Source organism: Shewanella sp. SM101 (assembly GCF_025654465.1).
Lineage (GTDB): Bacteria > Pseudomonadota > Gammaproteobacteria > Enterobacterales > Shewanellaceae > Shewanella > Shewanella oncorhynchi.
The window spans coordinates 1-20,810 of sequence record NZ_JAKKRH010000038.1 but is presented as its reverse complement, the minus strand read 5'-3'; the positions used below and the strand labels follow the sequence as shown (position 1 = coordinate 20,810).

Annotated in this window: 16 protein-coding genes; 13 read left to right on the top strand and 3 right to left on the bottom strand. The window is 46.4% G+C overall.

Annotation, left to right across the window (positions count from 1 at the left end):
* The first annotated feature begins 25 nt into the window (after positions 1-25).
* Both L5M38_RS18250 and L5M38_RS18245 read left to right on the top strand, forming a co-directional pair.
* On the top strand, positions 26-1,945 hold the full coding sequence (locus L5M38_RS18250) for an OmcA/MtrC family decaheme c-type cytochrome (RefSeq protein ID WP_263179913.1): 1,920 nt from the start codon (positions 26-28) through the stop codon (positions 1,943-1,945).
* A gap of 248 nt (positions 1,946-2,193) precedes the next feature.
* On the top strand, positions 2,194-4,380 hold the full coding sequence (locus L5M38_RS18245) for an OmcA/MtrC family decaheme c-type cytochrome (RefSeq protein ID WP_263179911.1): 2,187 nt from the start codon (positions 2,194-2,196) through the stop codon (positions 4,378-4,380).
* A gap of 42 nt (positions 4,381-4,422) precedes the next feature.
* Here the strand turns inward: L5M38_RS18245 and L5M38_RS18240 are convergent, their stop codons facing one another.
* The gene (locus L5M38_RS18240; protein WP_198572185.1) at positions 4,423-4,584 is read right to left on the bottom strand and encodes a hypothetical protein; all 162 of its coding nucleotides are present in this window, start codon (positions 4,582-4,584) and stop codon (positions 4,423-4,425) included.
* Positions 4,585-4,722: 138 nt separating this feature from the next.
* Between L5M38_RS18240 and L5M38_RS18235 the strand changes: the two genes are divergently transcribed.
* The 10 genes from L5M38_RS18235 to panP all read left to right on the top strand — a co-directional run bounded on the left by L5M38_RS18235 (position 4,723) and on the right by panP (position 19,310).
* Positions 4,723-6,675, top strand: coding sequence for an OmcA/MtrC family decaheme c-type cytochrome (locus L5M38_RS18235; protein WP_263179909.1), 1,953 nt, complete (start codon positions 4,723-4,725; stop codon positions 6,673-6,675).
* A gap of 68 nt (positions 6,676-6,743) precedes the next feature.
* On the top strand, positions 6,744-7,745 hold the full coding sequence (gene mtrA, locus L5M38_RS18230; protein ID WP_028760483.1) for a decaheme c-type cytochrome MtrA: 1,002 nt from the start codon (positions 6,744-6,746) through the stop codon (positions 7,743-7,745).
* Positions 7,746-7,757: 12 nt separating this feature from the next.
* The gene (locus tag L5M38_RS18225; protein WP_263179907.1) at positions 7,758-9,845 is read left to right on the top strand and encodes an MtrB/PioB family decaheme-associated outer membrane protein; all 2,088 of its coding nucleotides are present in this window, start codon (positions 7,758-7,760) and stop codon (positions 9,843-9,845) included.
* A 216-nt stretch (positions 9,846-10,061) separates the two neighbouring features.
* The gene (locus tag L5M38_RS18220) at positions 10,062-10,667 is read left to right on the top strand and encodes a hypothetical protein (protein ID WP_263179906.1); all 606 of its coding nucleotides are present in this window, start codon (positions 10,062-10,064) and stop codon (positions 10,665-10,667) included.
* Between the two features lie 110 nt (positions 10,668-10,777).
* Positions 10,778-11,476, top strand: a complete 699-nt coding sequence (locus L5M38_RS18215; RefSeq protein ID WP_263179924.1) for a uracil-DNA glycosylase family protein — start codon at positions 10,778-10,780, stop codon at positions 11,474-11,476.
* Positions 11,477-11,484: 8 nt separating this feature from the next.
* A complete protein-coding gene (locus L5M38_RS18210) occupies positions 11,485-12,723 on the top strand; it encodes a sugar diacid recognition domain-containing protein (RefSeq protein WP_263179905.1) in 1,239 nt (412 codons plus the stop codon).
* A 209-nt stretch (positions 12,724-12,932) separates the two neighbouring features.
* Positions 12,933-13,940, top strand: coding sequence for a catalase family peroxidase (locus tag L5M38_RS18205; RefSeq protein ID WP_263179904.1), 1,008 nt, complete (start codon positions 12,933-12,935; stop codon positions 13,938-13,940).
* A 326-nt stretch (positions 13,941-14,266) separates the two neighbouring features.
* A complete protein-coding gene (locus L5M38_RS18200) occupies positions 14,267-15,625 on the top strand; it encodes a GntP family permease (protein WP_113938868.1) in 1,359 nt (452 codons plus the stop codon).
* Between the two features lie 232 nt (positions 15,626-15,857).
* Positions 15,858-17,072 (top strand): glycerate kinase, encoded by a 1,215-nt coding sequence (locus tag L5M38_RS18195; protein ID WP_263165933.1) that lies wholly within the window; start codon positions 15,858-15,860, stop codon positions 17,070-17,072.
* A 546-nt stretch (positions 17,073-17,618) separates the two neighbouring features.
* Positions 17,619-19,310: a pyridoxal-dependent aspartate 1-decarboxylase PanP gene (gene panP, locus L5M38_RS18190; protein WP_263179902.1), complete on the top strand. Its 1,692-nt coding sequence runs from the start codon at positions 17,619-17,621 to the stop codon at positions 19,308-19,310.
* Positions 19,311-19,384: 74 nt separating this feature from the next.
* Here panP and L5M38_RS18185 read toward each other — a convergent pair whose 3' ends face one another.
* Positions 19,385-19,555 (bottom strand): hypothetical protein, encoded by a 171-nt coding sequence (locus L5M38_RS18185; protein WP_263179900.1) that lies wholly within the window; start codon positions 19,553-19,555, stop codon positions 19,385-19,387.
* A 348-nt stretch (positions 19,556-19,903) separates the two neighbouring features.
* Between L5M38_RS18185 and L5M38_RS18180 the strand changes: the two genes are divergently transcribed.
* Positions 19,904-20,653, top strand: coding sequence for a hypothetical protein (locus L5M38_RS18180; protein WP_263179898.1), 750 nt, complete (start codon positions 19,904-19,906; stop codon positions 20,651-20,653).
* Here L5M38_RS18180 and L5M38_RS18175 read toward each other — a convergent pair.
* Positions 20,572-20,810: integrase core domain-containing protein (locus L5M38_RS18175; protein WP_263146819.1), on the bottom strand; the 239-nt coding region annotated here is incomplete at its 5' end. The genes L5M38_RS18180 and L5M38_RS18175 overlap by 82 nt on opposite strands.

Here is a 20,810-nt window from a genome sequence, read left to right as displayed (position 1 = left end):
GACAGCGCATTCCAAGGATAGAAATATGAACAAGTTTGCAAAAATTCGCACTCAATTCAGTCTTATGCTGGCCTTAGTCTCCCTATTAAGCGCCTGTGGCGGTGATAACGGCCAAGATGGTAATCCCGGTGAGCCTGCGAAACCGCCTGCATTAACGATAACTAGCCTTAACATCATGGTCGATAAAGTCGCGATGACAGATGGCATTGCTCAAGTGGATTTTCAAGTAAGCAATCAAGATGATGAAGCCGTGATTGGTATCCCATCGGCGACATTTATTGCCGCGCAGCTTCTCCCCCAAGGTTATACAGGCGCGGGGAATAGCAGTGAATGGCAGCACTTTACCGCTGAAACCTGCGCAGCAACTTGCCCTGGCAGTCTCACAGATCATAAAAACGGTCACTACAGTTACACCTTCAGCACAGCATTTAATGGCATGAATGGAATGACGTTTATGCCCGAAGCGACCCAAAGAATGGTGGTCAAAATTGGCGGCGATAAACTTGCTGATAACACGCCCTTACCTATAACCAATCAGCATTATGACTGGCAATCTTCAGGTAGTAATGTCGCTTACACCCGCAACTTAGTCACAATAGAGACCTGTAATAGTTGCCACAGTAATCTAGCTTTCCATGGCAGTAGATATAATCAAATCGAAACCTGCGTCACCTGCCATAACAGCAAAAAGGTCAGTAACCCTGCGGATATTTTCCCACAAATGATCCACAGCAAACATTTAACCGGCTTCCCGCAACCCATTAGTGACTGCCAAACCTGTCACGTCGATAAGGCTGAGTTAACCGAACAGCAAAACTGGCGCAGAATCCCGACCATACAAGCCTGTGGTGCCTGTCATACACAGATCAATTTCCCCGCAGGCGAAGGACACCCAGTGCAAACAGATAACAGTAACTGCGTGGCGTGTCATAATGCCGACTGGACCGCAAGCGTACACAGTGATGAAGCTAAAAACGCGGCATTGATGCAATTTAGCCCAAGGATCACCAGCGCCAGTATGGATGCCAATGGCACGGTCACTGTTGCGGTTAAACTAATGAATCCAGCCACAGGAACTGTGTATAGCGAAAGTGCCAATAAGCTAAAATTTATCAATGATTTAAGGATATATGCCAACTGGGGAACCAGTTTTGATTATGCGACCCGTTCAGCTCGCTCGATTAAACTGCCGGAATCCACGCCCATATCAGGCTCTAATGGCATTTATACCTATACGATAGCGGGCCTTACCGTGTCAGCAGGCACTGAAACGGATCATGGTGGACTTGCGATTCAAGGCAGAGTCTGTGCCAAAGATAAAGTACTGGTTGATTGCACGACTGAACTGGCGGAAGTGTTAGTGATTAAATCCAGCCACAGTTATTTTGATATGGCAGCATTGAGCAATGAAGGTCGCCGTAGCGTTGTGAGTAATGCAAGCTGCGGTAATTGCCATGGTGATCAAAAACTGAATATTCACGGCTCACGTAACGATCTCGATGGTCAATGCCAGCTATGCCATAACGCCAATATGCTGGCCGATGCGACGGCAGCCAATCCTTCAATCACGTCATTTGACTTTAAGCAGCTGATCCACGGTATTCACACCAGTCAATTCACAGGGTTTGAAAGCCTAAACTACCCAGGAAAAATCGGTAACTGTGCCCAATGCCATGTTAACGATACTGCGGGAATTTCTACCGTCGCCCTCCCCTTAAATTCAGCGGTGCAACCCCTTGCCCTCAATAACGGCACTTTTACCAGCCCAATTGCCGCTGTGTGTAGCAACTGCCATTCAGATACCAGCACTCATAACCACATGGCTCAGCAAGGTGCTGTTTTTGCAGGTACAAAATCCGATGCAACCGCAGGAACTGAAACCTGTGCTTTCTGTCATGGACAGGGCGGAGTCGCGGACGTGTTGAAAGTGCATCCAATAAACTAACCCTATGATGCTGGCCTAAAAAGGCCAGCAACTGCAGATATAAAAGGAACTCATACGATGCAGCCATCTACTCCTAAAGAAATAGTCAGATCTCAGTCACATTACCCGCCTAAAGTGACTGATAAATACCAGTGACTTAGTTAGCCTTACAGATGGAAAACTAATTCCACACATCTTATGCGGGTAATGAGATTTATTCTTATTTGCCAAGCGTTTGATGATGATTACAACTATTGCAGGGAAATATCATGATGAAACGGTTCAATTTCAATACCGCAACAAAAGCGATGTTGGGTGCCGGTTTACTCTCTCTACTACTCGCCGGTTGCGGTGGTAGTGACGGTAAAGATGGTGAAGACGGAAAACCTGGCGTTGTCGGTGTTAATATCGATTCAACTCCTACACTGAAAGCAAGTTTCACTAACGCCACAGTCGATGCAGGTAAAGTGACTGTTAATTTCACATTAGAAAATGCGAATGGTGTGGCTGTACTTGGCTTGAATAAAGATCACGACATTCGCTTTGGTATTGCGCAACTTAGCCACGTAACAGTAGCAACAGAAGATCCAGCAAAACCCGCTGACCGCGGTTACCAATGGCAAGCCTATATCAATACGAAAAAAGAACCTGGCACAGTGCCTTCTGGCGTGGATAACCTCAATCCATCCGCTCAATATCAAGCCAACGTTGAAGCTGCAGCCAAGTGTGATACATGTTTAGTCGATCATGGTGATGGCAACTACAGTTATACCTATCAAGCCAATATCGCCAATGTCACTGAGCCCTTAGCCATCACTTACAGCGCTGAAGCGACTCAACGTGCAACCTTAGAGCTTGAGTTACCACAACTTTCAGCAAACGCACATTTTGACTGGCAGCCTTCAACAGGTAAAACAGAAGGAATCCAAACACGTAACGTTGTTTCAATAACAGCCTGTTACACCTGTCACCAACCAGAAAGTTTAGAGTTACACGGCGGCCGCAGAGTTGATATTGAGAACTGTGCATCTTGCCATACGGCAACATCTGGTGACCCTGAATCAGGCAATAGCATTGAATTTACTTACATGATTCATGCTATCCATAAAGGTGGCGAACGTCATACCTATGATGAAACTGGAGCGGAAGTTCCTGCACCATATAAAATTGTGGGGTATGGCGGTAAAGTCATTGACTATGGCAAGGTTGGTTTCCCATTAAAACCTGCCGCGGATTGTGCAGCCTGTCACGTAGAAGGAACGAACGCGCCAGCTAATGCCGATCTATTTAAGGCTGATTTAAGTAATCAAGCCTGTATTGGTTGTCACACTGAAAAACCATCTGCTCACCACAGCAGCAATGACTGTGTTGCCTGTCATAATGCAACTCAACCCTACGGTGGAACAGGCAGTGCGGCTAAACGTCATGGCGATGTGTTGAAAGCATATAAAGACGCAGAAGCAATGAGCGTGAAATTCACTGACATTACTGCTGATATCAATGGCAAACTAACATTCAAAGTTCAAATATTAGATGGCTCTGGTAGTGCTGTAGATAAAACCTTAATAAATCAGTCCAGTAGAGTGCTTATTGCATGGGATAGTGATAAGAACTACCCCGAATATGCTTCAGCCTCTTCTCGTCGAGTTGCATTGTCGGAAGGTACATTTGATCCTGCTAGCAAAATTTATTCGTTAACTGCTAGTAAAATGGTATTTCCTGCAGACGCAGTAGGAAAAACTTTCGAACTATGGTCAACTCTTGAAGCTTGTTTCAACAATGGTGGTTACGGCGTTGCTGATGTTGTAATGACAGATTGTACGACAGAAAATGTGCGCAAAATTATGATAAAAGAAGCGCCATTCAATTTTGTTTGGAACGGCACAGCTGCAGATCAAAGTACCAAACCAGGTGTGCGTCGTGGAATTATTGACACAGCTAAATGCCAAGGCTGTCACAATCAACAAATCCATCATTATGACAATGGTGTAAACTGCCAAGCCTGTCATACATCTGACAAAACCCTTAAAACCGATTCAAGCTATCCAGGTGGCAAAATCCCAACTAGCTTTGCTTGGAAAGCTCACGAACGTGAAGGCCATTATCTAAAATATGCAGGCGTACAATCAGGCACTGTACTTAAAACCGATTGTGCTACATGCCATACCGTAGATAAATCAAACGTCATTACAGGTATTACCTTAGGCCGTGCACCTGAACGTGCATGGCGTTTTGGTGACATCAACAATAAAGGTGCCGATATTTGGGTATCTTCTGATGCAGGCGCATGTTTAAGCTGTCACCAGAAATATCTCTCTGATGCGGCTAAATCGCACATTGAGACTAATGGTGGTATCTTAAACGGTAAAGACGCAAAAGATGTACAAACTCGTGCATCTGAAAGCTGTGCAACTTGTCATACTCCAGCTCAATTGAGTGAAGTCCACGGTAACTAAACAGATTTAACGCTCTCATTCAGAGCAATGTTTTTATCGTTATTAAAGAGAGAGGTTGTTACCTCTCTCTTTATATTCTTCCCTTTCAAAACCCCGCTGTTTTTTTGTTCTAAAATCATTTTTACCTCTCGCTTTAAATACCTCTTTAGAAATAGAAAGATCCAAGTCACACATTAGCAAAGGCCTTGGAGATTTTAAGGTCATGTTAGGTTAGCCTTTCCTTGGGGAATTCTATTTCCAGCATCCACTTAAGTCGCTTCTAATGACCAAAAACACAGACATAGAATCTGTTGGCTCTAGAACATAGCGTTTAAGCAATGCCAAACCTATGCAGGGAAAAAAATGATGAACGCACAAACAACTAAAATCGCACTGCTGTTAGCAGCAAGTGCAGTCACTATGGCCTTAGCTGGCTGTGGTGGCAGCGATGGTAATGATGGTAATCCCGGTGAACCTGGTGGCGAACCTGCTCCAGCGATTCAAACACTTAATTTCGCCTTTGACAAATCTGTCGTCACTAACGGTATTCCGAGTGTTGAGTTTACCGTCACTAACGAAAATGATTTACCCGTTGTTGGCCTACAAAAAATGCGTTTTGCCGCAGCACAATTAATCCCACAAGGCGCAACTGGTGCAGGTAATGCGTCACAATGGCAATACTTTGGTGATGAAACCTGTGATGTCGCTGCAACATGCCCTGGGACTTTCGTTGACAAGAAAAACGGTCACTACAGTTATACTTTTAGCATGAACCTGACCGCTAACACTAAAGTCACCTATAACGAACAGTTAGCTCAACGGGTATTAATCCGCGCTTATAACACTCCGCTTCCCGATGGTACTCAAGTACCAAACAGTAACGCCTTTGTCGACTTCACTGCCGATACTGGCGCACTGCCAACATATAGTCGCAAAATTGTCGCCACAGAAAGCTGTAATACTTGTCACCAAGATTTAGCCAATGTTAAACATGGCGGCGCGTATTCTGACGTTAATTACTGTGCAACTTGCCACACAGCCGGAAAAGTCGGTGTTGGTAAAGAGTTCAATGTTCTCGTTCACGCTAAACACAAAGACCTCACCTTAGGCTCATTAGAAAGCTGTCAAAGCTGTCACGCAGCAAATGAGGCTACGCCTGATTGGAGTAATTGGTCACGTATCCCAACTGCTGCCTCATGTGGAAGCTGCCATAGTGCAGTGGACTTTGCTGCTGGTAAAGGTCACTCACAACAGCTAGATAACTCTAACTGTATCGCCTGTCATAACAGCGATTGGACTGCAGAACTGCACACAGGTAAGACTGCTGACAAAAAAGCCGTTATCGCTCAGTTAGGTATGTCAGCAGTACTTGCTGGTCAAGCTGATGATACAGCAGTATTAACCGTGTCTATCTTAGGCAAAGATGGTAATGCAATAGATGCGGCAACCGTTCAAGATAAGATTAAACGTTTAGAGTCCGTTACCAACGTTGGCCCTAACTTCCCGATCATGGGCTACAACCCAAGTCCAGGTAGCGGTAAAGCGAAAATAGCGAAAGACTTAGTCAAAGATGGCGCACTGCAAGAAGGTGTAACCTTAGTTGACGGTAAATTGGTCTTTACAACACCCGTTCTACCTTTCGGTGCAGGCGATACTGATACCGCCTTTACCATTATCGGTTTAGAAGTGTGTAGCACTGGTACAAGCTTAACCGCATGTACCGCAGACAGCGCAACAACGAGCATGAAAGCTGAACTAGCTTTTGGCACTAAGTCTGGTAAAGCACCGAGCATGCGTCATGTTAACTCAGTTGAGTTTGGTACCTGTCAAGGTTGTCACGGTGATAGCTTCGAAATTCACAAAGGCCACCATGCGGGTTTTGTGATGACAGAACAGCTATCACATGCAAAAGATGCCAGCGGTAAGCCAATCGTCGGTGTGGATGCGTGTGTCGCTTGTCATACCCCAGATGGTACCTATGCAAGTGGTGCTAACAAAGGTGCGTTGGAGATGAAGTTACACGTTGTTCATGGTAAACAAGGTGTCATCAAAGAATGTACCCAATGTCATAACGACTTCAACCTAGATGCATTCAAGGTCAAAGGCGCTCTGGCAACAACTGCGGGTAAATACACCACGCCAATCACTGCCACTTGTACTTCATGCCACGCGCCAGAATCTATTGGCCACGGCTTAGAAAATATGGGCGCGATTGTGAACGGTGATTATGTTCAAGCCAATCAAGCGGCGCAGTCAGAAACCTGTTTCTACTGTCACAAACCCACACCAACAGATCACACTCAGGTGAAGATGTAATTTGCCCAAGCAGGGGGAGTTCGCTCCCCCTTTCTTGAATTTTGTTGGGACAAATTGGGAAGCCTATTATGAAGAACAGCCTAAAAATGAAAAACCTACTGCCGGCACTTGTCATCTCCATGGCAATGTCTGCAGTGATGTCTTTATGCATCACACCGAGTGCACACGCCTCAAAGTGGGATGACAAAATGACTCCAGAACAAGTCGAAGCCACCTTAGATAAGAAGTTTGCCGAAGGCAGCTACTCCCCTAAAGGTGCCGATTCTTGTTTGATGTGCCACAAAAAATCTGAAAAAGTGATGGACCTTTTCAAAGGTGTCCATGGCGCCATTGATTCATCAAAGAGCCCAATGGCTGGCCTGCAATGTGAAGCCTGTCATGGTCCTATGGGTCAACACAATAAAGGCGGCAACGAGCCGATGATCACTTTTGGTAAGCAATCGACCTTAAGTGCAGAAAAACAAAACAGTGTCTGTATGAGCTGTCACCAAGATGATAAACGCGTATCTTGGAACGGTAGTCACCATGACAATGCCGATGTCGCTTGTGCCTCATGTCACCAAGTGCATGTCGCAAAAGATCCTGTGTTATCAAAAAACACCGAAATGGAAGTCTGTACTAGCTGCCACACTAAGCAAAAAGCAGATATGAATAAACGCTCGAGTCACCCACTAAAATGGGCTCAAATGACCTGTAGCGATTGTCATAATCCCCATGGGAGCATGACAGATTCCGATCTAAACAAGCCTAGCATTAACGAAACCTGTTACTCCTGCCACGCCGAGAAACGCGGCCCAAAACTGTGGGAACATGCACCCGTCACTGAGAACTGTGTGACTTGCCACAATCCTCACGGCAGTGTGAATGATGCCATGTTGAAAACCCGCGCACCGCAGCTGTGTCAACAATGTCACGCTAGCGATGGCCACGCCAGCAATGCTTACTTAGGTAACACTGGTTTAGGTTCAAACGTCGGCGACAATGCCTTTACGGGTGGAAGAAGCTGTTTAAATTGCCACAGTCAGGTCCATGGTTCAAACCATCCATCTGGCAAGCTATTACAGCGCTAAGGAGACGAGAAAATGAAATTTAAACTCAATTTGATCACTCTGGCGTTACTAGCAAACACAGGTTTTGCAATAGCGGCCGACGGGTATGGCTTAGCCAATGCCAATACAGAAAAAGTCAAAATGTCCGCTTGGAGCTGTAAAGGCTGCGTTGTTGAAACGGGTACGTCTGGCACTGTGGGTGTTGGCGTGGGTTACAACAGCGAAGAGGATATTCGCTCGGCGAATGCCTTTGGGACTTCAAACGAAGTTGCAGGTAAATTTGATGCCGATGTCACCTTCCGTGGTGAGAAAGGCTATCAAGCCAGCGTTGAAGCTTATCAACTGGGCATGGATGGTGGCCGTTTAGATGTCAATGCGGGCAAACAAGGCCAGTATAATGTCAATGTAAACTATCGCCAAATCGCCACTTACAACAGTAATAGCGCCTTAACGCCCTACTCTGGTGTCGGCAGCGATAATTTAACCTTGCCAGACAACTGGGTAACTGCGGGTTCAAGCAGCCAGATGCCGTTACTGATGGATAGCCTAAATGCCTTAGAACTGTCGCTCAAACGTGAGCGCACAGGGTTAGGTTTTGACTATCAAGGTGAATCGCTGTGGAGTACGCATGTGAGCTACATGCGTGAAGAAAAAACCGGCTTGAAAAAAACATCAGGTGGATTCTTTAACCAATCCACGATGTTAGCTGAGCCAGTTGATTACACCACTGACTCCATTGAAGCCGGCATTAAACTAAAAGGCGATCGTTGGTTCACTGCACTTAACTACAATGGCTCAATTTTTAAGAACGAGTACAACCAGTTAAACTTCGACAGTGCCTTCAATCCGACCTTTGGTGCTCAAACCTCTGGCACACTAGCCCTTGACCCTGACAACCAGTCACACACAGTCTCGCTCATGGGCCAATACAACGACAATACCAATGTGTTAACAGGTCGTGTGCTTGCGGGACAAATGAGTCAAGACCAAGCATTAGTCACTTCAGGCTATGGCTATCAAGTGCCGACAGAGGCCGTTGATGCCAAAGTTGACCTCACAGGGTTAAACTTAAAAGTCGTCAGTAAAGTGACTAACTCACTGCGCTTAAGTGGTAGCTACGACTATAGCGACCGTGATAACAATACTCAAATTGAAGAGTGGACCCAAGTCAGCATCAACAATGTCAATGGTAAGGTGGCCTATAACACCCCTTACGATAACACTAGCCAACGCTTCAAAGTGGCGGCGGATTATCGTATTACCCATGGACTGAAGCTTGATGGCGGCTATGACTTCAAACGTGACGACCGTAATTATCAAGACCGTGAAACCACGGATGAAAATACTGTTTGGGCACGTTTGCGCGTTAACAGCTTTGAAACTTGGGATATGTGGGTTAAGGGCAGTTACGGTCAGCGTGATGGCTCGCAATATCAAGCTTCTGAATGGACATCTTCTGAAACCAACAGCCTGTTACGTAAGTACAATCTGGCTAACCGCGACAGAACCCAGATTGAAGCTCGAGTCACCCACTCGCCAATCGACAGCTTGACCATAGATTTCGGTGCCCGTTACGCATTAGATGACTACTCTGACACAGTTATTGGCTTAACTGAGTCAAAAGACACCAGTTATGATGCCAACATCAGCTACATGATCACCGATGATTTACTGGCGACAGCCTTCTACAACTACCAAATCATTGAGTCTGAACAAGCGGGAAGCAGTAATTATAGCACCCCAACGTGGACAGGATTCATTGAAGATAATGTAGATGTGGTCGGAGCAGGCCTGAGCTACAACAACTTGCTTGAGAACAAGTTACGCATGGGATTGGATTACACTTATTCAAACTCCGACAGTAACACTCAAGTCAGACAAGGTATCACAGGCGACTATGGCGATTATTTTGCCAAAGTGCACAACATTAACTTATATGCTCAATATCAAGCCACCGAGAAAATGGCGCTGCGCTTGGATTATAAAATCGAGAATTATAAAGACAATGATGCCGCCAATGATATCGCCGTCGATGGGATCTGGAACGTCGTAGGCTTTGGCAGCAATAGCCATGACTACACAGCGCAAATGATCATGCTGAGCATGAGTTACAAACTCTAATCGATACTGTTCATAACACGAAAAGCCCGCATTTTGCGGGCTTTTGTTTAAGCGCAGCATTATCTTTTAAAGCGATAACATCATGGCAGATAACAGTAAAAATCTTGAATAAGATCAGACTCTGGCGCGAAAGTCCGCCCATAAAAACCTTAATCCTTGAGTTTTGGCTCACTTTAGCGGATCTTAATTCAATCTTTTAGTTAATCCTCTGAGCCAATGCGTATTTATTCTTCAATCTCCCAATCTCAGTGGCTGTTATCAATTCCCGCACTAGTGGGGCTAAGCCTATTACCCTTACCCGCCATGGCGTTCGACCCATCGGGTGGCGCAGCGAGCCTATTTATCATTTTAGGCCTAGGTGGTTTTACCTTAATCAATCTGTTTCTACAGGGCTTATTCTTTTTTGCGGGTCAGTATCGCAGCGCCACTTTTGCTAAACGCCATGTATTAAGCGCACTAATAGTGCCATTAATTGCCATTGCGTTAGCCATTTATGATCATAGAGGTTGGAGTGATTTCGCCCTTAACTTAGGCATTATCTGTGTCGGTATTGGACTGATTTTATTGCCACTACAGCTTTGCCAAATCGATAAACCCACCAATCGCAATGCTGATTGGATCATCAGCCTAGGGGCATTATTCATCTTAGCTCTGAGCTATGTGATTGCCCCCTTAGCCCTCTTTACGATTGTACTGGCCCACATCTGTTTAGCTTCAAGCCCAAATCAAATTCCTAAGATATTAAGTTATATCGGTTTAATCCTTGGCTATTCTCTTTTTGGCTACTGGGTATATCAAACAGTGATGATGCTCCAATCCTGATTGAAAATGAATGAGCAACGATAAAATTAGCGATTAAATTGACTAAGACGAATCTCACTAAAGCGCCATCGCCACTTTGCGTAACTGTACCGCCATCATGCTCGGCATCAATGGCTAAACTGCTGGCAAAAATCAGCGCCTGTACTTTATGTCAGGCCCATTTACCCTTAGCGCCCAAGCCGATATTACAGGCCAGTACCCAAGCGCGAATTTTGATTGCAGGCCAAGCTCCGGGCGTGAAAACCCACCATAAAGGCATACCTTTTGACGATGCCAGCGGTGAACGGCTGCGCACTTGGTTGAATGTCACGCGGGAGCAATTCTACGACCCCAATCTTTTTGCCATTATCCCTATGGGATTTTGTTTTCCGGGCAGTATCGAAAAAAACGGTAAAAAGCAGGGTGATAAACCACCGCGCCCCGAATGCGCTGCCACTTGGCATCAGGCCTTGCTCGCCCTAATGCCGCAAATAGAGCTAATTGTGATCCTCGGCCAATATGCCATCGACTATCATCTATCGCGCGAATCGTCCAAGGCCGTAAACCCCACTTTGCCGATCACTGAGCCTCAAACAACCAGCAGTAAAATTTCGACCAGCGCTAAAGTAAAAGCCATCCGCAAACTGAAACCAATAACTGTGACCCAAGCATGCGCGCAATGGCAGCAATATTGGCCTAAGTATCTTGTCTTGCCGCACCCAAGCCCGCGTAATAATCTTTGGCTTAAGCAGCATCCTGAGTTTGAACGCGATATGCTACCCAGATTAAGAATGCGTATTGCATCCCTGTTAAACCTTCAACCCCACTAGGCGCCTGTATGTATCTACTTGATTCTGTCATCGCTAAGCAAATTGTGAGTCGCACAATGAAAATCATTGGCCACAATATCAATGTGATGAACGGCCAAGGGGTGATTTTAGGCTCAGGCGACCCTAAGCGTATAGGGTCAACCCACGAAGGCGCGCTGCTGGCGATTGCCCAAAATCGCAATGTGGAGATCAGTCAAGAAGTCGCCTCAGGGCTGCATGGCGTTAAGCCAGGCATCAATTTACCCTTACATTATCAAGGACAAATTATCGGCGTCGTCGGCATTACCGGTGATCCGCGAGAGCTCACCCATTATGGTGAGTTACTTAAAATGACTGCCGAAATGATTGTTGAACAAGCCAACCTGCAGGATAAATTGCAATGGGAGAATCGCCAGCGTGAAGAGTTTATTCTGCAACTGATCAAAGCAGAAACCGATGATGCACAGTTGCACCGCTGGGCAAAACAGCTCGACATTGATATCAGCCTGCCAAGAGTCGCGGCCATTATTGAGATCAGCGAGAAAAACATCCAGAAACACCACTTAAAGACCGACACCACCCCATCGGCCTTGTACTTAGCTGAGGTATCCACTCAGCCCGCCGATGAACGTAGCCCCAGAGTCAGTGAAACCCTCAAGCAAGTGCTGCATCTATTGCAATATCCTGACCGTGGTAACTTGATTGCCATGACCTCAATGTCGCAGTTGGTGATCCTAAAGCCTGCTTTTTTAGATGGAAAACAATGGGATCCTGAGCTTGAAAATCAGCGTATCGATAAGCTGTTGCAGCGCTTACCCGCCCAAATGGATTTAAACTTTAAAATTGCCCTAGGCCATTTCTTCCCGGAAAAAGGTGGGATAGCGCGCTCCTATCACACGGCTCAAGAAACCTTAGCACTCGGTAAGCAGCTCAATGCAGAAGGGAATAAATACCTGTTTGAAGATTATTCCCTACAAGTGTTACTTGCAGGGCTAAAACATGACTGGCGCGGTCAGGCGCTGGCAACGCCCTACCAGCAACTCGCCAAGGCGGACAAAAACGGCCAATTACGCAAAACCTTAGCGGCTTATATCACCCACTTTGGCGATGCACAGCAATGCGCGAATGCCCTGTTTATTCATCGCAATACACTGAGATATCGCCTTGATAAAATTCAGCAAATCACCCAAGCCGACATTCAATCCCTACATGGATTATTAAGCCTGTATCTTGGGCAATTAATTGATACTTCGACTCGCTTAACTTAACGCTCAAATGACTTAACAACTCAACAGATTTGCCAGAAAAAAGCCCGCAGATGACGGCGCCGACCTGATGGCCAGATCAATTGAGTAAAACTTGGCCTGTACTAAAAAATTAATTGAAAGATTTATACCGTATCCTCTTTCCTATCCTTTCATATAGTATCGCGTCGATATGCTAGCGCTCTCGACTTAGTCCATTGAAAGGAATGATAATGACCTCAATCAAACTGACTTTACTCGCCAAAGCTTGTCTCATTAGCGGCATTGCGCTGACTTCACCTTCGTTAATCGCGGCCGAGAAAACCATTCCCGAACTGGTCGATGCCGTCAACGGCACACCCGATGCGGCAAGTCGCGAGGCGGGTAAAAATGTCAAACTGCGTAATCACACTAAGGGATTTTGTACCTCGGGCAGTTTTAAACCAAATCCACAATTACAACAAACGTTGGCAATTCCATTTTTTAATCAAGATAGTATCAAGGTCACAGCCCGCTTTTCCCTCGGCGGTACAAATCCGCAGATCTCAGATAAAACCGCTGGGCGCTTTATGTCACTCAAAATTGACGGCGATAAAGAAAACCTTAACTTTGTCACCACTAACGTTCCTGTTTTCTTTGCCAAAAATCTCGAAGAATTTTTTAACTTTCAGACCAAAGTGAAACAAGGCCCTGAAGGTAAACAGTGGCTTATTGATAATCAACCCAGCGCCAAAGCTTTTTTCGACTACGTTAGACAGTTGCCTCCCAGCCCAAGTTTTGCCAACAGCCGCTACTTCGGTGTAAATAGTTTCCTGTTCAGCACGCCAAAAAACAGTGTTCAACAAGGTGAAACGGTCGCGGGTAAATGGATTTTTGAACCTGTCGCAGGTACTGCCGCGCTGTCAGCCAGTGAACTTGCCAATCTCAGTGATGATTTTTTAAAGGCGGAATTACTCGAGCGCATTAAAACCCAGCCAGCACAATGGAACCTTTATATTCAACTCGCCGAAATGGGGGATGAGATTAATGACCCAACTGTGATCTGGCCTGAAACTCGCCAGCGTTTACTGGTAGGCCAAGTGATGATTAACGGTGAGCGAGACAGCGATCCCCAAGTTCAACAGTGCGATAAAGGCATATTTAACCCACTGTTATTACCTAAGGGTATTACTGCATCTGCCGATCCCATACTCAATGCCCGCACCGCCGCCTATGTAGAATCCTTTATTCGTCGTCAATAAAGATGTCGAGTTAAGTCCCTCCTGTTTAGGATTGGCAAATAGCCCTATTTGCCAATCCTTATCGACAAGCGCCTCCCTTACCGACAAAACGCCTCCTCCTGCATTCGAATTCACCTAAGCATTTTTGTGCATGAGCACAAAAATGGCGAAACATAACGCGGTAATTCCGTGGATTTAGCCAAAGCTATTCAAACATACCTGCACAATAATAGGATGACCTTAAAGCAGCCCTCATTTGGACTCAGGCCCAAATAAGCACTGCGCCCTACAATATAAGTCAAAAAACTTACTCAAAAACTTCAGCCAAGAACTGAACGGGACAAACTATGAACTTAGTGCTTATTCTCATCGGCGTGATTGCATTTATTGTTATCGCGACCTCAAAATTTAAACTCCACCCCTTTTTAACCTTAATTCTGGCCGCCTTTATCGCGGCCTTCGCCTATGGTCTGCCAAGCGGAGAAATCGCTAAAACCATTACCACAGGGTTTGGCAATATTTTAGGCTATATCGGCTTAGTGATCGTCTTAGGCACTATCATAGGGATTATTCTGGAAAAAAGCGGCGCCGCCATCACCATGGCCGATGTGGTGATCAAGATATTAGGTAAACGCTTCCCGACACTCACTATGTCAATTATCGGTTATCTCGTGTCTATTCCGGTCTTTTGTGACTCGGGTTTTGTGATCTTAAACTCACTGAAACAATCGATGGCGAACCGCATGAAGGTCTCTAGCGTCTCCATGAGCGTTGCCTTAGCCACAGGTCTGTACGCCACTCACACCTTTGTACCGCCAACGCCTGGCCCTATCGCCGCCGCAGGCAACTTAGGCTTAGAGTCCAACTTAGGTTTAGTGATCGGTGTGGGTCTCTTTGTGGCCGCTGTTGCGGCACTCGCGGGTATGTTGTGGGCAAACCGCTTTGCCGATGTTGAGCCCGATGGTGAAGGCGCAGAAGAACTTAAAGCGCAGGCCAGCGACTATGAAACGCTGAAAAAAAGCTATGGTACGTTACCAAGCCCATTAAAAGCTTTCGCACCAATTTTTGTGCCTATCGTATTAATTTGTTTAGGTTCTATCGCTAACTTCCCTTCAGCGCCTTTGGGTAAAGAAGGTGTGTTTGATGCGCTCGTGTTCCTCGGTCAGCCCGTTAATGCCCTGATGATTGGCCTGTTTTTATCCCTGCTGCTGTTAAAGGGTGAGAATAAGATCAGCGAATTTAGCGAACGCATCAGCCAAGGGCTCGTCACTGCCGCGCCGATTATTTTAATCACAGGTGCAGGTGGTGCTTTTGGTGCGGTATTAAAAGCCACGCCTATAGGTGACTTTTTGGGCACATCACTGTCGGCACTGGGTATCGGTATCTTTATGCCATTTATCGTCGCTGCCGCGCTTAAGTCAGCGCAGGGTTCATCGACGGTAGCGTTAGTCGCAACCTCTGCACTGGTTGCGCCTATGCTTGGCGATATTGGTCTTGGTAGCGATATGGGCCGAGTGTTAACAGTAATGGCAATTGGCGCAGGTGCGATGACCGTTTCCCACGCCAATGACAGCTTCTTTTGGGTCGTCACCCAATTTAGCCGCATGAGTGTCAAACAAGCCTATAAAGCCCAAACTATGGCGACCCTAATCCAAGGTGTAACGTCCATGGTAACTGTGTATGTGCTAAGCCTAGTGTTGCTCTAATATTAATAAGTTCTTGATTCAATATTGTCCCTTGGGCACATACCGTGCCCAAGATATATCTCTGTTATACGCCCTAATAATTGCAACAGATTAATGTGCCAGTGATGGATATAAATGCCTTTATATCACCTCAGTTTTAGCACAGGGATGTTGTTGCGCCCAACGTAAGTGGCATTGGGTTTAGTGTTCAATATTGAGCCCTGTTTTATCCCATTTAGCTGTAGGATTTTTAATGAAAATAGTTATCGCCCCCGACTCATTTAAAGAAAGCTTAAGCGCGCTCGAAGTGGCCAACGCCATCGAACAAGGCTTAAAACAAGTGATACCCGACTGCGACATAATCAAAATACCCGTTGCCGATGGTGGCGAAGGCACAGTGCAATCTATGGTGGACGCCACGGGCGGCAGTATTGTCAGCTTAGAGGTCATGGGGCCACTGGGGCATAGAGTGCAAGCACACTATGGCATCCTTGGTGAAGGCATTCTCGGCGCTGCGATCAATACAAGTTCTGCTTCAGTTTCACGTGCAGATCCAACGAACAAATCGCCACATCGAGGCGCGATTGCCGTGATTGAAATGGCCTCAGCCTCAGGTCTGCACCATGTGCCGAGGGAGCAACGTAATCCGCTGCTTACCACAAGTTATGGAACAGGCGAGCTGATTTGTGATGCGCTTAATCGGGGGATAAAGCACATCATTTTGGGGCTGGGCGGCAGTGCCACCAACGATGGCGGCGCGGGTATGGCCCAAGCGCTGGACATTTTATTGCTCGATAGCCAAGGTAAAACCTTACCTTCTGGCGGCGCAGCGCTGGCGAACCTTGCCCAAATCGATGTATCAAACGCTCATCCACTTTTACGTGAGTGCAGCTTCGAAGTTGCCTGCGATGTTGATAATCCACTGTGCGGTGAACGCGGTGCATCGGCAATTTTTGGTCCGCAAAAAGGTGCGACGCCCGAGATGGTTAAGCAGCTAGATGCCGCTCTTGCCCATTATGCCGATGTGATTGCCCGCAATGGCATTAGCGATCACCGCGATCATGCCGGGGCTGGCGCGGCTGGCGGTATGGGTCTTGGCGTGATGGCTTTTTTAAATGCCGAGCTTAAACCTGGGGTTGAGATTGTAATGCAAACCGTTGGCCTTGCGGATAAAATCCGTGGCGCCGATTTAGTGATCACAGGTGAAGGCCGCATCGATGGTCAAACCGTGTTTGGTAAAACCCCAATGGGCGTGTTAAAGCAAGCCAAACTGCAGGGCATTCCCACTATCGGTATCGCGGGCTGCCTCGGTGAAAACGCTAATGCCATATTGGATCACGGTATGGCGGCTATCTTCCCTATCATCCCGCACTTAAGTCCGCTTGATGATGTGCTGGCCAATGCCAAACTAAACCTTTGCAATACCGCCCGAAATATCGGCGCGGTACTCATGTTAGGCCAGCGCTAGTACTGGAACTAATGCTTAAGTAATTCCCTCTGTTTAATGATTTGAAGAAAGGCGCCATAACGGCGCCTTTGCTTATTTAGGCCGCAACGCTTTGGCAATACCAATCGTATTAAATATCTGTTCATTCAGCGGGAGTTCAACGCGCTTTAGACAAGGCGAAGGCTTGAAGGCATAGTGGTGTTCTGTCGAAAGCCTTGAACGCAGTATAAAGCGCGTTGCCATGTAGTGAACATCAGCCGCCCTTCGGGAGCCTCACAGCCATCCCACTCCCGTGTTGCATTGCCTTAAAAGGGAATAACCATTTCTGCGTCAATGCGCCTTGGATTGAGATGCCTGTGAGGCTCTGAACTGATTAGATATTTAACGTGATTGGTATACATGAAATTTTAGTGCTTGATGCCTAAAAGGCCTTGCAGTAAAGTGAGCTCCCTTTTTGGTATTCCGCTGATTGAACATTTGAGCGTCACTGATCGAGCATCACTGGTCCGTTATACTCTTCGAGCCAATTTGCGGTTTCACTATAAAAATTAATAGACGGCAAGCCCCATGACCCAGAAACTCCCTCGCCAAGCCACCGCATCCGAAGCAAGTTTGCTCCGCATTTTTACTGCACCGGAAGATGCAAGCTCAACGCTGAGTATTATTGAGCAAAAGCTCTCCGAGGACTTAGCAGGCTTTTTGGGTGACAGTATCGCCGCGCTCGAAAAACCCTTGTCTGAAATCGAAACCGATTTTCAAGCCTTTGAGATCCCAACTCAGCCGCGTTTTGTCTCCGATTACACCGACGAAATCATGCAAAATTTGGTGGCGCATTCGGTACACACAGCGGCGCCAAGTTTTATCGGCCACATGACTTCGGCACTGCCCTACTTTGTGTTGCCGCTGTCAAAAATGATGGTGGGACTCAATCAAAATCTGGTCAAAATCGAAACCTCTAAGGCATTTACGCCGCTTGAGCGCCAAGTGCTCGGCATGATGCACCATTTGATTTACGCCCAAGACACGGATTTTTATCAAAACTGGATGCACAGCGCCAATCATTCCCTCGGGGCATTTTGCTCCGGCGGCACAGTGGCCAACATCACGGCGCTGTGGATTGCCCGTAACCAATTATTGAAAGCAGAGGGTGAGTTTAAAGGCGTCAGCCGCGAAGGCTTACTCAAGGCACTGCGCCACTACGGCTATGACGATTTAGCGATTTTGGTCTCGGAGCGAGGCCACTACTCGCTGGGCAAAGCCGTCGATCTGCTTGGCATCGGCCGTGATAATATCATCAGCATTCCCACGGGCAGCGATAACAAGGTCGATGTCGCAAAAATGCGCCAAGCCGCCCTCGAATTTGCTAGCAAAAACATCAAAGTGTTAGCGATTGTTGGCGTGGCTGGCACCACAGAAACCGGTAATGTTGACCCGTTGATAGAATTAGCTGCGCTGGCAAAAGAGTTAAACTGCCATTTCCATGTGGATGCAGCGTGGGGCGGCGCAAGTTTATTATCCAATAAATACCGCCACTTACTAGCAGGTATCGAACTTGCCGATTCAGTTACCATCGATGCCCACAAACAAATGTATGTGCCCATGGGCGCAGGTATGGTGTTATTTAAAGACCCAGAGTTCGCCCACGCCATTGCTCATCACGCCGAGTATATTCTGCGCCGTGGTTCAAAGGACTTAGGCAGCCAAACGCTCGAAGGCTCACGCCCCGGCATGGCGATGTTAGTGCACGCTTGCTTACAGATCATCGGCCGTGATGGTTATGAAATCTTAATCAATAACAGCCTTGAAAAAGCCCGCTATTTTGCCGAACAAATCAAAGCCCATGAGGATTTTGAGCTAATCACTGAGCCAGAACTTTGTCTGCTGACTTACCGTTATGTGCCCGCCCGCGTCCAAGCCGCCATGCAGCTTGCCTGTGAGCAAGCAGACACGATAAGAATCGCCCGCTTTAACGAGCTGCTCGATGGTCTTACTCAGTTTATTCAAAAGCACCAACGCGAACAGGGCAAATCCTTCGTCTCCCGTACCCGCATTCAGCCCGCCCGCTATTTTAGACAAGCAACCGTAGTGTTTCGCGTAGTACTCGCCAATCCCCTCACCAGCCATGACATTCTCAATCAAGTGCTTGTTGAGCAAAGTGAAATCGCCGCACTAGATAATGAGTTTTTACCCGTACTCATCGCGATGGTTGCTGAAGAGCAAGTTTTGGATGATGAGTTTCAAATAGCGACTTTCAGATAAAAAGTTTCTAATAGCAAAACAGCCGCAAAGATTTTTGCGGCTGTTTTGCTATTAGACAATGAATTCGCTGCACGTTAAAGAGACAAAATTAAGCGCTTATTCATTGCCATTTGTACGCCGAATTCAACTGCCTCCGTGACTCGCCGTGAAGCCATCCATGGCGGCTCTGCGATGACATCCATGTCATCGAAGGTCACGTCCGCAGTTGAATTCGCCTTGGCTAATTTCTGCGTGATCTGCTGCATATTAAAACACAAATACCGTGATAACATCGCTACGATTTTAACCACAGCCCATAGGCATTATGGTGCGAAAGAGTAACCATGAAGTGTGGGTGTCCTCACTCTTTTCTTGAACAGAAAACGAAGGTAAAAAACCTTTGGTGAACAGAGTATTGGCTTGACTCACCGGGAACGTCCATAGATGGCTAGCTAAACCTCACTTCAGTGACTATTCGCTTGAATGTAAGCAGAAAGCACATTATGTTATTGTTTTTGAATAGGTGGCTGGATTTGGCTTTTCAAACAAGGCTGCTGTTTTATCGGTGGCACAACCAGTTTTATCACAAATAAGATCGTACTCAAGGATGAAACATGCCCTTACTATCGAATAAACAACATGAATTAAGCGCGAATATCGATTGTTTGAGCGATAAGGTTGTGCTGGCTCAAGCTTGGAAAAAAACACATCAATATATCCGCAGCACCAATTGGTATGCGGATACCTTTGAGCTGGATCGTTCTGCCATTGGCTTGGATAAACTGCTGGATAAATGGATCTTAGATTTAAATAGTAAGCGCTTCATGTTTAAGCCACTGCAACTGGTACCTGCACCCAAATCATGTCGATGGGATTTTGAGCACATTCAGATGGGTAGTATGGATTTTACATTAGATGAAGATTTTGATGGATTAAGCGAACTTAGTGAATATATTCGATATGCATGGAAACCTACAGTAGAGCAAAATAAGCAGATAAAGGAGTTGAGGCCTCTTGCCCATATCGATATCCGCGACCAAACCATTATGACAGCGTTAATGATGTGTTTAGCAAATAAAGTAGAAACGGAGCAAGGCGATACCTCATCCAAGTTTGCAGAGGTGCATGACAAAGGCATTATCAGCTATGGCAATAGGCTTTATTGCAAATTTAATAGTAATGAGGCGGATTTTAATTGGGGCAACAGCACTACCTACAGCAAGTACTTTTCCGACTATCGACAATTTCTCTCCCGTCCTGCACATTTTGGCGGTTGTAGTGGTCAAGTAAAATTGGCCACGGTTTTAGAGTCATTCCAATATAAACGTTCTGACTCATTTGGCGTTAACCCACCATTATATTGATGGGGTCTGGTCTCACTGTAATATCCAGTGATGTAATTTGTGATCTCTTTATCTGCTTCTGTAAAATTCCCATAACCACTGGCGGGTATCCACTCAGATTTCAAACTTCTAAAGAAACGCTCCATTGGTGCGTTATCCCAACAATTCCCGCGACGAC